General features: G+C 44.2%; 15 protein-coding genes. 12 read left to right on the top strand and 3 right to left on the bottom strand.

Features of this window, described 5'->3' with window-relative positions:
• Positions 1–161: 161 nt before the first annotated feature.
• Complete coding sequence (gene thrB / locus ACT7WV_RS16070) at positions 162–1,130, top strand: homoserine kinase (RefSeq protein ID WP_445103840.1); 969 nt, start codon at positions 162–164, stop codon at positions 1,128–1,130.
• 111 nt (positions 1,131–1,241) lie between these two features.
• On the opposite strand, the gene ACT7WV_RS16075 is transcribed toward thrB, so the two are convergent.
• Positions 1,242–3,128 carry a caspase family protein gene (locus ACT7WV_RS16075; protein ID WP_445103841.1) on the bottom strand — a complete coding sequence of 629 codons (1,887 nt, stop codon included), beginning with the start codon at positions 3,126–3,128 and terminating at the stop codon, positions 1,242–1,244.
• Positions 3,129–3,713: 585 nt separating this feature from the next.
• Here ACT7WV_RS16075 and ACT7WV_RS16080 point away from each other — a divergent pair.
• The 3 genes from ACT7WV_RS16080 to ACT7WV_RS16090 all read left to right on the top strand — a co-directional run bounded on the left by ACT7WV_RS16080 (position 3,714) and on the right by ACT7WV_RS16090 (position 5,488).
• A complete protein-coding gene (locus ACT7WV_RS16080) occupies positions 3,714–4,457 on the top strand; it encodes a hypothetical protein (RefSeq protein ID WP_445103842.1) in 744 nt (247 codons plus the stop codon).
• Between the two features lie 108 nt (positions 4,458–4,565).
• Positions 4,566–4,742, top strand: a complete 177-nt coding sequence (rpmF, locus tag ACT7WV_RS16085) for a 50S ribosomal protein L32 (RefSeq protein ID WP_445103843.1) — start codon at positions 4,566–4,568, stop codon at positions 4,740–4,742.
• 152 nt (positions 4,743–4,894) lie between these two features.
• On the top strand, positions 4,895–5,488 hold the full coding sequence (locus ACT7WV_RS16090) for a sulfite oxidase-like oxidoreductase (protein ID WP_445103844.1): 594 nt from the start codon (positions 4,895–4,897) through the stop codon (positions 5,486–5,488).
• A 569-nt stretch (positions 5,489–6,057) separates the two neighbouring features.
• Here ACT7WV_RS16090 and ACT7WV_RS16095 read toward each other — a convergent pair.
• Both ACT7WV_RS16095 and ACT7WV_RS16100 read right to left on the bottom strand, forming a co-directional pair.
• A complete protein-coding gene (locus ACT7WV_RS16095; RefSeq protein ID WP_445103845.1) occupies positions 6,058–6,249 on the bottom strand; it encodes a hypothetical protein in 192 nt (63 codons plus the stop codon).
• A 438-nt stretch (positions 6,250–6,687) separates the two neighbouring features.
• Positions 6,688–7,119: a hypothetical protein gene (locus tag ACT7WV_RS16100; protein WP_445103846.1), complete on the bottom strand. Its 432-nt coding sequence runs from the start codon at positions 7,117–7,119 to the stop codon at positions 6,688–6,690.
• Positions 7,120–7,721: 602 nt separating this feature from the next.
• Here ACT7WV_RS16100 and ACT7WV_RS16105 point away from each other — a divergent pair.
• The 8 genes from ACT7WV_RS16105 (at position 7,722) to thyX (ending at position 13,954) form a co-directional block, all read left to right on the top strand.
• Entirely contained in the window at positions 7,722–8,585 is an 864-nt protein-coding gene (locus tag ACT7WV_RS16105; RefSeq protein WP_445103847.1) for a dienelactone hydrolase family protein, read from the top strand.
• Between the two features lie 145 nt (positions 8,586–8,730).
• The gene (locus ACT7WV_RS16110; protein WP_445103848.1) at positions 8,731–8,907 is read left to right on the top strand and encodes a DUF6888 family protein; all 177 of its coding nucleotides are present in this window, start codon (positions 8,731–8,733) and stop codon (positions 8,905–8,907) included.
• Entirely contained in the window at positions 8,907–9,113 is a 207-nt protein-coding gene (locus ACT7WV_RS16115) for a DUF6887 family protein (protein ID WP_445103849.1), read from the top strand. Before ACT7WV_RS16110 ends, ACT7WV_RS16115 begins: the two co-directional genes overlap by 1 nt.
• A 334-nt stretch (positions 9,114–9,447) precedes the next feature.
• Complete coding sequence (locus ACT7WV_RS16120) at positions 9,448–10,683, top strand: AlbA family DNA-binding domain-containing protein (RefSeq protein WP_445103850.1); 1,236 nt, start codon at positions 9,448–9,450, stop codon at positions 10,681–10,683.
• 280 nt (positions 10,684–10,963) lie between these two features.
• A complete protein-coding gene (locus tag ACT7WV_RS16125) occupies positions 10,964–11,251 on the top strand; it encodes a hypothetical protein (protein WP_445103851.1) in 288 nt (95 codons plus the stop codon).
• A complete protein-coding gene (locus ACT7WV_RS16130; protein WP_445103852.1) occupies positions 11,251–11,652 on the top strand; it encodes a type II toxin-antitoxin system VapC family toxin in 402 nt (133 codons plus the stop codon). Before ACT7WV_RS16125 ends, ACT7WV_RS16130 begins: the two co-directional genes overlap by 1 nt.
• A 271-nt stretch (positions 11,653–11,923) precedes the next feature.
• Entirely contained in the window at positions 11,924–12,505 is a 582-nt protein-coding gene (gene dcd / locus ACT7WV_RS16135; RefSeq protein ID WP_445103853.1) for a dCTP deaminase, read from the top strand.
• Between the two features lie 72 nt (positions 12,506–12,577).
• On the top strand, positions 12,578–13,954 hold the full coding sequence (gene thyX, locus ACT7WV_RS16140; protein ID WP_445103854.1) for an FAD-dependent thymidylate synthase: 1,377 nt from the start codon (positions 12,578–12,580) through the stop codon (positions 13,952–13,954).
• The last annotated feature ends 32 nt before the right edge of the window (positions 13,955–13,986 follow it).

Genomic DNA, 13,986 nt, shown 5'->3' on the forward strand with positions numbered 1-13,986 from the left:
TTAGCTCAGATACACTCAAGGCTATATGATTGATAGCTCCTAACTTCATTGTTTCTTTGTGCCTCATGTCTCTCACTCTTGAGAGTAAACACCCTCCTCTAAGGGAAGAGTCAATAGAAGAAGATAAGACCGGGGAAAATTGTTAATTTTAGGTATTGCAGATGTCTGTTGTGTCTACCGTCACTGTTACTGTTCCTGCCACAACTGCTAACTTGGGGTCTGGATTTGATTGCATTGGGGCAGCTTTAGCGCTACATAACCAATTCAAATTTACTCTTCTCAAGACAACTGAGACGAAACCAGAAGCTGTCAAGATTACCGTCACAGGTGCTGAGGCTCAACTCGTGGATACAGGTGCTGATAATCTGCTCTATCAAGCATTTGTCAAGTTATATGAGCATTTAGGTCAAACACCACCACCAGTGCAGATAGAGATTGGCTTGGGTGTGCCTTTGGCCAGGGGACTAGGTAGTTCAGCAACTGCGATTATCGGGGGGTTGGTTGGTGCAAACCAGCTAGCGGGGGAACCTCTAGGTAAGACAGAAGTGATGAAATTAGCGATCGCTTTGGAGGGTCATCCTGATAATGTAGTTCCAGCACTTTTAGGAGGCTGCTGGCTAGCTGCTAGGAGTTCTGTTAATCAACCACAGGCAGACGAAAAAAAACCGGAAAGTTGGGTAATCTGTGATGTTCCTTGGAATTCTCAGATAGTCCCAGTAGTAGGGGTTCCTAATTTTGAGCTTTCCACCAAGGAAGCGCGGGGTGTTCTACCAGCTAGTTATGGCCGTGACGATGTAGTCTTTAATATTGCCCATTTCGGCTTACTGTTGCGGGGGTTGGCAACGGGTCGCGGTGATTGGCTGCGGACTGCTTTACAAGACCGGATACATCAACCCTACCGCAAGGCATTAATTCCCGGTTATGATGCCGTTTTCTCTGCCGCCTTAGATGCTGGTGCTTACGGCTTGGTAATTAGTGGTGCTGGGCCAACACTTTTGGCAATGGCGGCAGAATCCCAAGCCGCAGCGGTGGCAAAGGCAATGGCAGCCAGTTGGCAGGAAGCAGGAATTGTTGCTAAGGTGCGACCACTTGCTCTTGAATCCCAAGGAACTAGAACTCTAACCGAATAATCAACAGTACACCAGAGCAAGAAAGCGATGCTTTGGTGTAGTCGAGACTTAGACTTTGTATCTTTGTGGAATTATCTGTGATTTTCGGCTATTCCTTTCCCCCTAGTCTCCCTACTTCTGCCACCTAGCAATCACCTGCTGCGCTTTATTATACGCTGGCGTGCCTTTTGGGACTAAACGAGCTGTCTCAACTGCAAGTCCTAAGTTACCCCGCGACGCCCGCGAATGAGCAAACAGATAAATATCTTCACTCCATTGAGCAATTAACTTTTGCGCTTCGGCATAGCCCGGTTGACCAGACGGTACTTGACGAAGAGTCAGGATACCCTTTTGATAAGACCAGGCTTGATTGGGTTGAAGTTGTTTTTTCGCTACTTGGATGATGCCTTGGTTTTGCTGCTGTTGTGTGTAAAGAATCTGCCACTGCTCAATAGCTTGCTCGGCTTTTCCATGAATAGAAGGATCATCTGGAGGTACAAGCCGTGCGGCAGCGATCGCTCCTGAAAAATTTCCCCGCTGAGCTCTTTCTTGGGCTATATCTAGAATTATCTCACTCCAGTTAGTTATGTATTGCTGCGCCTCTTCATAAAGAGGGTCACTGGCGGGAACTTGACGGGCAACTGCGATCGCATCATGAAAAGGATATGCCTGATTGGGCTTGAGCAAGCGCTTTGCCTGATCCAAGGTAACTTTACTGTTTTGCGGGCGACTCGCAGGAGAAGGGGTGCTTACTGGTTGTTCGTTGTTAAGATTTTGTGCAGGGGAAGGCGCAGGACTCTTGGTAATCAGCAAATTGGATGAAGCTGCATCAGTAATTTTCTTGGTCGGTGATGGGGTTGCTGAGGTTGTCCCCAAGGAATTTTGGTTGGTAAAAGCTTCTCGATTGCGAAATACCACACCTGCAATCATCAGCACCAAAATTACGGCGGCGGCACTCCCCCAAAGAAGCAATTGCTGCCACCAAGGCGTATCTTTTTTATCTGATTGCCATTCTCTATCTTGATCTGTGGGGATAGCACCTGGTCGAGAAACTATCTGAGGTAAACGACCCGACTTGCTTGGAATTAAAGACCTAATTGGTTCCCGATACGAGACAGACAAATTAGGGTTTTGAGAGTTTGTCTGCGCACTATTACTCCCCTGCCGTTGATAGCCGTTTGTGTTGCCTGATTCGGCCAGGGAAATTAGACCGACAGGAGTACCAACTGTAGTCTTTCCATTCGCTGACAAGTTAACTACGGAAGGCAAAATCCGTTGTTTACTAACAGCCTCGGTAGACATCACTAGCAAAGGAGTCTGAACAGGTCGCCAGTGGTGCCTGCTCAACTCTGGCAAATGAATTCTCAAGTACTGATAGAGATTCTCTAAAGTTATGTCTTTGCCATAGCAGTGTAAGGCTTCTAGAAGCACTGCCGTGAATAAGCCTTTGCCCAAAGCAGCAGCTTCGTGGGAAAATTGCTCTAGCTGAGTAGATAGCAATAGAGTAATTCCCATCTGGCGGGCTAACTCGACGGTTTCGGCTCCTACAGGTGTTCCGGCTCGATGCCCAGGTGAGCGGTTGATATCTAAGAGTACCAGAATGTTTTTACTGCCCTGAGCCTGGAGGGATTCAAATAGCGATCGCATTGGTATTCCTGTCCCAGGAATATCGTTTGGATTGCCATCTATGGGCATGAGATAGTCAACTTTTTCCCAACTGATGCCATGACCACTAAAAAAACACCAACACCAATCCCCAGAAAGACTTTTGCTTCCCTTATGATGGGAATCTTGGCGAACATTCTCCAGCCAACTCAACAAATTTTCTTTAGTGGGATAAGTGGGACTCTCGCCCACCGGGGCAGAGGTATCAGTTAACAAAAGACACTGGTTAGACGTTAGTGAAGCCTGTTCAACCAAGAACCGCCGCAGCGCTTGTGCATCCGCTTGCCCGTACTTTAGAGGTTGTAAGAACTGATAGCCGCTTATGCCAATTGCAATGCACGCGTGGTTTACCATGTGCTCCGTATATCCCAGTTGTCTTATAGTATTAGTCGTCAGTTGATAAATTGTCTGGAAATTTCAGATATCTTAGGCATTTGTGGATGCCAACTTCAAAGACAAAATTCAGTTTATAGTTTATCAAAACCCAGGGATTATCAGGGATTCTGTGGAGTAAAAACAATACAGTGACTCTAGCATGTCCAGGAGGAGCACTCGGATTGCTAGATAAAAGTTGCCAATTAGTTTCTTAACCCTTGCTCAGGGTGTTCGCTGTTGCAGTAGAACCGAGAATGCCAAAACTATTAATGTAATTAGCTATCTAAGTGTAGTAATTAATTTAACTTTAGTATTGACCTTGATAATTAGTCAGTCAAAAACTTTAACTTTAACGATAATCAAGAAGCGAGCATTAAGTTTATGTTAGAGTCTGGTGCCGATAATTTCAGCCCTCTTTCAATAGACCTCTTGTACAAACAGCAAGAACCCTTGCCCAACTCCCCCCTTAGTAAACAGGGATTAAAGAGGGTAATTCCTACTTTTGTAAAAAGTCTAATAGCTTCAGTTCAACTGAAGAACTATTTCCAGTGCCTCAAGCCTACCTTGGACAAACAAATTCTCCCTGTAAGTTTATGGGCAGTTTTAGGTTTTACAAGTGTCAGTTGGCTCACTATAACTTCGATAACTATACAGAGTGTTCAAGCCAGCACAGCACGTGTCGAAGTTTCTCTAAATCGTCAGACTGATGAAGGTTACGATAGCTTACTGCGTCGTGCTGAAGCTGTTGCGAGGGCTGCCGCCCAGCGCAGCTTTGACAGTAACATTCTGGTAACAGAAGTGGAGGTTACTGTGCTTGGGCAAAACCAAGGTACGATCGTCCCAATTTTATTATTGGAAGTAAGTCGCCCAGCCTGGAGAAATCGCCCCGATCCTCAGCTTTGGTCAACTTACTTCCCCACAACAAAAGCACTGCTAAGATTTGAAGAACCTCAGATACCACCTGGAACTCGACCACCAGCACCAGAACCCATCCCAGCAACCCCTGCTCCCACAATCATAGAAATTCCGGGAGGCACTCCTAGCCAAATTCGACCCATGCCCTCTGATCAGAGAACAGGGCCTCAATCTCCTATTCCTGATACTTCGGGTACTTCTACTCCAGGGACAACTCCAACTCAATCCCAGCCAACAACGCCAGAAACAACCCCGACTCAACCCCAGCCAACAACGCCAGAAACCACTCCGACTCAATCCCAGCCAGCAATGCCAGAAACCACTCCCTCTTCTAATAGTTCTCCTTCTGACCTTCCTGCGCCGAAGGCACCGACGACTCAGCCCCCTAACTAATCGGCTACGCTAGCAATGTTTACGGACATCCTTTCAAGAGTGTTCGGAAACTACGCCAGTCAATGGCATAAAATAAAAAAGCTGTCGAACAATTAAGAACTAAGAAGCATGGCTGTTCCTAAGAAGAAAACATCGAAATCAAAGCGAGACAAACGTCGGGCCACTTGGAGACACAAAGCCGCAATAGAGGCTCAAAAAGCTCTATCTCTTGGCAAATCAGTATTGAGCGGACGTTCAACCTTTGTTTATCCCACAGCAGAAGAGGAAGAAGAAGAGGAAAGCTGACGGTAAAATTAGGGTCTTGTTTCGCTTTCTTTCAGGTCTGATCTGTATAGCGTTGACCTGAAAGCGGAAAAAATAGACCCTGATAGCCTGATAGTAAGATCTGACGCCAAGGTTTAATCGATACCTGATACACTTTATATTCTACTCGAATCATGATCGGGAAATTTTTTCATAAACCAGCATCAGAGGAGAGCGATCGCGTTCCTCCCGGTCAGTATCTGGCTAAAGGCTTCCCAGTGCTCACTTATGGTCAGACTCCTCAAATCAGCACTGAAGATTGGGAATTTCGCGTTTGGGGTTTAGCCAAGGAAATAATCTTTAAGTGGTCAGATTTCGTGGCAATGCCCCAACAGGATTTCACTGCTGATTTTCATTGCGTGACCCGTTGGTCGAAACTTGATGTCAAGTGGACTGGCGTCAAGGTCACTGACCTCATGAGCAAGCTGGAAGTTGATCCGAAAGCAACTCACCTCCTAGAACACTGCTACGGTGGCTATACTACCAATCTACCTCTGGAAGACTTTGTTCGGGAAGAAAACTTTTTTGCTCATAGCTTGTTCGGAGAACCACTCCCCGCCGAACATGGGGGACCAATGCGACTAGTCATTCCCCATCTTTACGCCTGGAAAAGCGCTAAATGGATCAGCGGCTTGGAGTTTCTCGACCACGAAGAGTCGGGTTTCTGGGAGCGTAACGGCTACCATCGTCGAGGAGAACCCTGGGCGGAAGAGCGCTATAGCTTTTAGATGGAGATACTCTTTTTTTATCTATTTGAGGGGGTTTGGGGGAGCGATAAGCATGTCCTTGAACGAAGTGAAGGAACCCACGTTATATTCGTAGAACTAGCGCTGGGATACTTCGACAAGCTCAGTAACAACATGGACTCCCCCAACACCTAAGTGATAAACTAAACAGGATAGATACATAGACTCACTTCCGCTAGCTGGAATTGTTGCACTGTGAGTTGAGTAGCGAAAAAAACGAAATCAAAACTCAACTAGTACCCCTGGGCTAGGGGGAAGGGAAACTGCCTGTGCAGACGGTCTACCGGGGGCTGAAACGAGTAGATTTCAGCCTAGGCAAGTGTCAAAATCCCGGTAAGGGACTAACCAGGAAATCTGCCAAGTGATTGGAGGGCGCCCGCGCTATATGCTTTAACTTAGCCACGGGAGGATGTCACTAAGTTAAAGCTGGTATCGGTGCTGTGTTGCCTGCCAGCAACTTTTACTAAGCATTTTTTACGACGATATCAAAACTTCTCTCTTATTTAAAAAGAGCCGATCCGGCTTCACAGATTGAAGAGTTCCAGAGCAAATTAACTATTGACAAACTCTCGTGACTGTTGCTTCACTCGACCTGCTCGGGTAGCTTGTTGCAACAAAGTCAAAGCTTCGATATCTTCTAGGTTGTAACCAGTAGCAAACAGCCGCCGCATTTTTTCTTCGGCTTCTACTGTTAGGTATCCAGATTGAATAACTTGATAGACAATTTCACTTATTATTGACATTGCTCTGTTCCCTGTAATCTATAGCTATTATGTGGTTAATCAACTAAAAAAAGTGTGATTTTTAAGTTGAAATCCAGTGAGCTTACCAGTAAATTTTTAGTGACGTAGAGGGCTAAGTTTACGTGACTTAAGTCACTAAAGTTTAGCACCCTGCCTAGAGCATTAGCTATAACAAAACTTCACATTTATTGAGCTTTCTCTCTTCTCCCCTTTGATTATGGTTACGGCTATTTAAACACCTTTGAGATACAGGTTTTGCTTGAGGTGTGAGATTAGGGTAGAGAGACAAGAGAAAATAATTTATCTAATGACCTAGTCAACGAATTATTTAAAATTGTTCCACAATAGGTTGGCTATCTCAACTGAATAGCTTTTTGACAATCCGTTAAGAGACACTGCTTAACCTAGAGCAGCTACTGTTTATTAAACTTAAAGCGATTAGCGTCTCGGAGCAGGACAAAGGAAATCTTCGACAGCCTCATCGGGGAAATCTATATTGGGAAACAGGTTAATCTTCATTTTTCTTTTAACTAAAACAAGTGTGCCGAAAGCGGAGGTAATAAATAAGAAAACAAAGGTTGAAATCACTAACGTGTTAGCAATTTTCCAAAAAAGGGGTTTGCTTTGCTTAGTAGGCAGGTGATAATCAAGAGACCGTTGGTGAGCTACTAAGGGAATAGACAAAGCATGTCGCTTGACCAGGGGACGAGAAAGCTTATGATTGAAAGACTCAGACCAACCCATACTAGAATCTAATTCTTTTTTAATCGCATTCAGTTGTTCTTCTGTGAAAGTGGCAGCTACCTCTGGAGAAGTACGACTGATCAAGTTGTTCACGAAATTATCTTTATTTGAGGAAAAGTTTGCCATCAGAGTATTTCCTTATTTTTCAGCTATTTATCTCAGTATTTTTTTGCTTAGGCAATAGATTTAAAAGTAATTTAAGCTTAGGAATATATTAGTAAAATTCAACACAGAAAAACCTTTGAAGATAAAGATGAACAATATTTTAAGGCAAAACAAAATCATTTATGAAAGTGAACACTGCTTTTTACTTAGACATGTATTAATGAAAGCTTTATGAATCAAATAGGAGAAAAACTTCATTAATAATGCACCGCCTGCTCCACAGTACCTAAAGGCACTTCGCGACGGGACTATCACCTTGGCAAAAAGTTAAAATTGAGCTAAGACTGCCTCGCCAATCGTAGAGAAGTCAGCATCATCTTTAATATGACTGTTAAATGTATGCGATCGCGTTTGTCTAACGTCTGTTTTTTGTATGAGATGAAAATTGCTCTATTGGTGTTCAGCCTGGCGATGACCAGAGCGATCGCCTCTTGTTAAACTAAAAACGTGTGGCGCAACCCAGAATAAATAATCGCTACCAGTTACTGCAAAAATAAAGACGGGTTATAGTAACGGTCGAAAAGCCTCAATAGTCACCAAGCCATACTGAGAAACTAATTGCCATGAAGCAAGAAATCATCGACCTGTTTGACGAATATACCCACACATCTCTCCCTCGGCGGGCATTTTTTAAAAGGCTGATTGCCTTAGCAGGTGGCACAGCGGCAGCTACGGCATTACTGCCACTACTGGAGAATAATTATGCCAAAGCAACCATAGTAGATGAGAATGACCCTCGCCTTAGTGCCGAATTCATTACTTATCCCGGTGCAAGTGGCGAAATGAGTGCTTATCTAGCCAAACCCCAGGAGGCTTCAGGCGAACTTCCCGCGATTATCGTTATCCACGAGAACCGTGGCTTAAATCCCTATATTCAAGATGTGGTGCGTCGGGCGGCGCTAGCAGGCTACGTAGCACTCGGCCCAGATTTCCTGTCTCCAGTTGGCGGTACACCGGAGGACGAAGATCAAGCACGTGAGATGATCAATGCCCTTGATAGCCAGCAAACTCTAGATAACTTGCAAGCAACTTTGGCGTTTTTACAAGACCATCCTGATACTACAGGCAAAGTCGGTTGTGTAGGCTTTTGTTGGGGTGGTGGTATGACTAACCAGCTTGCTGTTAGCTCTCCCGACTTGAATGCTGCGGTAGCATTCTATGGTCGAGTGCCAGCGATGGAGGCAGTGCCGAATATCCAGGCACCGCTATTGCTGCACTATGCAGGTCTTGATGAGCGGATTAACCAAGGGATTCCTGAGTATGAGACAGCCCTAAGAGCAGCAGGCAAAGACTATGTAATCTGTATGTACAGTGACGTTAACCACGCCTTCCATAATGATACCAATGAAGCGCGCTATGACGCAGAGGCGGCCAAGCTAGCTTGGGAGCGCACGTTGGCATTTTTTGGCAATTACTTGAGAGAATAGCTCCGTAGCTAGTTCTTGAGAGTTAGAAAATCGCACTCTACTCACCAAAAAGCGCGATCGCATTTTGAATTACTGCGCTACGGATAAGGTGCGATCACCCATAAAGTTATACTGAAGAAACATTCTTCACGTAACAGGGAGTTTGATGCCTACCGACGCGCAACTGAGGTGTTTGTATCGAATTGGCTACCAGTTGACATATATACTGTTTCAGCCCATCCACCTTATTTGCATCGACGGTCGAACTCAGAATTTATATATTTTGGCAGGGCAGAACGAGGAAATCGAGTTTGAAATTACTCCAACTGGGGAGGTGCTGTAATGAGTCAAGTGGACTACAAGGCTATGTCTTACAAAGAGTTAAGGCGGTACTTTCTCAAGCATCGAGAAGATCAAGCTGCTTTTCAGGCTTATCTAGCAAGGCGTCGAGAGCGAGCGCGCCCAGTCATTACCAGAATTGATGACCCAGACTTCGATAACAAGATTCAAACAGCAATCCGTCAGCAACTAGCGGAGCATCGAAGTTAGCAATGCAGCCTCTAAAAGTGAGGACAGTTTGGTGAGCGATCTCACATAAAGCATCAACAAGCGCGATCGCACCTGCTGTTCATCTCATCCAAACTTACACGACACACTTAAAAGGGTGAGCTAGGCTTTGTGTGCGATTACCCTTAGTCAAGATCGAAGCAGCCTTGGTGCAACGCAGTGGGTGCGTTAGGCTGCGGTATTTTCTCCCCGAAATCTGTACTAGTACTCGATTGAATAGAACTTATGTACTAAATTAGTTCCACTCATCTTGTAATTCTGGCATCGCAATTGAAAGTTCTATCTCAGCTAAATCAAACCTTCAAGGAAAAAATCCATGCCCAAAATTAACCTCGAAACTTTCGATTTAACACAGCTTCCAACCGCAGAAGATGAAAATTTTGAATTCAAATCAAGTCGTACTCAACTCAAGGAACTCAAGAAGAAACTAAGTTGTGCAGTATCAGGCTTTGCAAATTCCGGTGGTGGGTACTTCGTTGCTGGTGTTGATGGTAACGGAAGTGCAGATGGCGGCATTCCTCTGAAAATTACAAATCAGGATTTACGCGACTGGATCGATCAAATTATTAATGACGTAGAACCAGCTCCTAGATATGAGATTAAGCTGATACAAGATTCAATGGGGCGAGGTACTATTAAGCCAGATTCAGCAGTTGTGCTAGTTGGCATTCATGAGAGTTACATTGGACCGCACATGGCTCAGGATCGTCATTACTACATCCGGGCTGGTGCTCACACAGAGAAGGCTCCACACTTTATTGTCGATGCTATCTGGGCTAAGCGGCACTTTTCAAAACCACGATTGACACATTTGTTTAGACTAAAACCAGAAAAAGAGCAAGCTGTACAGCTTGGAGTTCTGGCACTTACAGATGCACCAGCAGTAGATATCAAGATTACACTTTCGCCCTTACCTAAACCGATGCAGGGTTGTGAAGAAGCCTTTCCTCTTAACATATCTGTCATTGATCGAAACAACCCATTTTTTTTTGATGTAACAACTTATTTTCATGCAAAAGACCTATTCGGCAACAATGTTTATCTTGAAGTAGAGTATTACGATCTTGCGTCGAATCATTATACCTATGAAACACCAATTGAAGTTGGTGGTTCACTTCCGCCGATTTCTATCGGAAACGATAATCCCGCAAAAATGGTACGGGCAATTGAATCTATTGAGAAGACGCTCTCAAGGTTGATAATCTCACGAGAGAGAGTCCTTAAGCCCAGCATTCTGTTGCCTAAACAGTCAGAGAGTATGTTCTCATCCATCGAAAATCTAATTCCAGAACTTCTGGCAGACATGAAAAATGATTTGGGTGAGTATCCATTTGTTCGTGAGTTTATCATTATCGGCAAAAACTGGGTCTACAATGGCGATTCTAATAATATGGTCTTTGAATACTATTTTGAAGATCATCCCCATTTAAGAAACAAATTGCGAATTTTAGAAAATCATGCTCTGATCTATGAAATCACTTACAACAATACTCCTCGTTTTGTTATCTCAGAAGAGCTTGTTGCTTACTTAACAGGCAGCTTGCCAGAGTAGGTTAATAAGTACTCCAAGGTCGTCAGCAATCTAACATCCATATAGAGTCACTCTTACTAGCCGTAAATGTAGCTGATAATAAACCTGGTTGGAGACACGATCACATCCCCTCCCAACTTCCCTGCATAACCGTTGCAACCAATGTTCTAGACTGGGAAAGCAAGAATCCAGTAAGAGAAAGGGAACATACGATGCGACTGTCTAATCTGCTTTTCGTCACCCTGCACCGAAGACCCAGCTTTTATAATTACCGTAGCCTCTTGCCACGTTGCATACTCCCATGACTCACATTCTGACACTGGAACTGAGCGATCAAATTTTCACTGCAATTCAGCAACAGGCTGAGGCAATTGGCATTCCTCCTGAACAGCTAGCTGCAACGTTGCTAGAGCATCGGTTTGGGCAAGATTTAAAATTGTTGCTACCTGAAGCAGAAAAAGAGACAGCACGAGTTGGGTTTGAACGCCATTTTGGGACACTTAATCTCGAACATCCCACCGATCTGGACAATGAGAACATTGATGCAGATTTGCTGAGAGAGTATGCCAGTACCCATGAAGAAGGCTAATGCTCCTCGATACCTCTGGTTTGCTTTGTCTGCACTATCAAACTGAGCCTTTGCATACTCAAGCCTGTACTGCATATAAGAAAGCAACAATTCGATTAACTCATAGCTATATCATTGCTGAATACGTCGCCTTAGCCACTGCAAGACGTTTTCCGCGTTCATCTGCCCTTGCTTTTGTCGTTGATTTGCTGGATAACCCTGATATAGAGACAGTTTGGGTTGATGAGCCATTGCACAGAGAAGCAGTTGAGTTACTAATGGAACGGCAAGACAAAACCTATTCTCTATGGGATGCTGTTAGCTTTGTATTGATGCGCCAGCGTGGGATTACTGAAGCCCTATCGACTGATCGGCACTTTGAACAAGAAGGGTTTATTCGCTTACTGCAATCAGCAGGTTAACTATTTGCTATTTAGAAACGCGATAGCGAAGCGCTGCTGCGTTTGCGTAAGCATGGTGCGGAGCAGCAAAGCGCAGATCGCATTCCCCACAGCCACAAGCGCGATCGCCTTTTAAGACACATACAAGCTTTTGCTAACTGACTCTAATGTTAGAGTAAAGTTGCAACAGCAGCAGTCTAACAGTAACTCTGGCTAGCTGTTCAAGATATGCACTAAATATTGCATCCCATCCACGCTATCCTAGTATTCCAGTTTGGATAAGTGTGCAATTGTGATTAAGAACGATACCTGGATTGCTAGTCTAGCCGCCAAGGGTATGATTTCCCCTTTTGAGCCTCAACAGATTCGTCGAGTAGAAGACGTGCCTGTTATCTCCTTTGGTTTGAGTAGCTTTGGGTACGATATCAGACTCTCACCAGTGGAATTCCGCATTTTTAGGCATATTCCAGGCACTGTAGTTGATCCCAAGAACTTCAATCCCGAAAATCTGGAGCAGACGAAACTCTACACAGATGCTAGTGGTAGTTACTTTATCCTACCTGCCCACTCCTATGGTTTAGGAGTCGCACTGGAAAGGCTAGAAATACCAGACAATGTTACAGTAATTTGCATAGGTAAAAGTACTTACGCAAGATGTGGAATCATCGCCAATATAACTCCCGCAGAGGCAGCATGGCGAGGTTACTTAACCTTAGAATTCTCTAACTCTTCCAGTGCCGATTGTCGGATTTATGCCAATGAAGGGATAGTGCAGTTGATGTTTCTGGAAGGAGAAGCTTGTTCTGTTAGCTATGAAAATCGGCGAGGCAAGTATCAAGATCAGCAGAATGCTGTAACTATTGCTCGCATTTAATCTTGAGACAGATTTATATTAATTGGCAACCGATTGCTGATTCTAATTATCACTTGTTGTATTAGCAATAAAATGGACAAATTTTGTATAGAAGTAATTGCTGCCACAGCCAATCCTCAACAAGTTGTTTGGGCAGCAATGCATCAAGATTATTCAGAAAATTTAGTCTGGAATAGCCGAGAAAATTGGCCCAATGAACAGCGTTGTGGTGAATTAATTGTTAAGCATCTACTAGCTGGAGATAGGGGGCACTACGGGCCAACAGAACACCCCCAAATTACTTTTAATGTGGGCTATTTTCCTCACTCGATGATGCAGCAAGTTCGTACACATCGCGTCGGGGTGAGTTTCGATGTTCAATGTCTTACCGGAAGTGCTGAGGTTACTTTTGTGAACTGTAATGGCGAAACAAGTGAAAAACTAAATAAAACTATTGGAGAGCTATATGAACTCTGGACTAACGGAGAGAAAGTCGTTCTTCAGAGATCTAGTCACGGTAGAAATGGCGAACTTCCTGGGAGTTACCATTGTGACTGTAAGAAACGTATTAGAAGAATGCGTTTACGGGTACTTAATGAGGAAACTGGGTTATTTGAGAATGGTCATATTAAGGATGTGATCAGTAGTGGTATTCAGCCTGCTTACCGAGTAAAGTTAGAAGATGGTAAAACTCTAGATTGCACTGTAAATCACCGCCTATTTACCTCAAAAGGTTGGCAGACAATGGGCGATGCAGTTGGTTTGGTAACGTCTGCCGACGGCAGTGTCGTCAACATGACAAAGCCTTGCTTCGTGATGTGCAATGGTGTGAAAGAGATTGAATTCGCTCACACTTACAAACCAATACAACAACTTCAAAATTGGCAATCAAAGCCAAAACCTATTGGCAATAAACTTCGGGCGCATCCGGTAAAGGTTGTTAGTGTTGAGTACCTTGGCGAACAAATGACATATGACCTAGAGGTAGAAGGTCAGTGGCATAATTTTGTGGCTAATGGAATGGTAGTTCACAATTCCTTCCGTTATACGGGGCAAAGAATCATTAACGTGGCAGAAGGGAAGCAAGATGTAGAGGAGGTTTTCTACCTCCGTCCTGTGGGCAAATATACTAACCGCCAGGGTAAACGTTACTTCTATTCAGAAGAACAACGTGCCTCAGATTTGCAGTGGTGTTTAGAGGCATGTAAACACTATCAAAAACGCATTGAGGAGGGTTTATCAGAAGAACACGCTAGAGGGTTGATTCCTTTCGATGCTAGACAACATTTTGTGCTCAGTTGCAATCTGCGATCGCTGCTCCATTTACTAGACCTAAGATGGAAAAAAGATGCACAGCTAGAAGCACAAAAGTTCTGTGAACTTCTCTATATTCATTTTGAGCAATGGACTCCTGCTGTAGCTCAGTGGTATCACGAAAACCGTGCTAAAAAAGCAAAATTATCCCCCTAAACTACTACCCCGTCTCGAAAAAAAACGGGGTT

The organism is Symploca atlantica LB2515 (assembly GCF_052546295.1).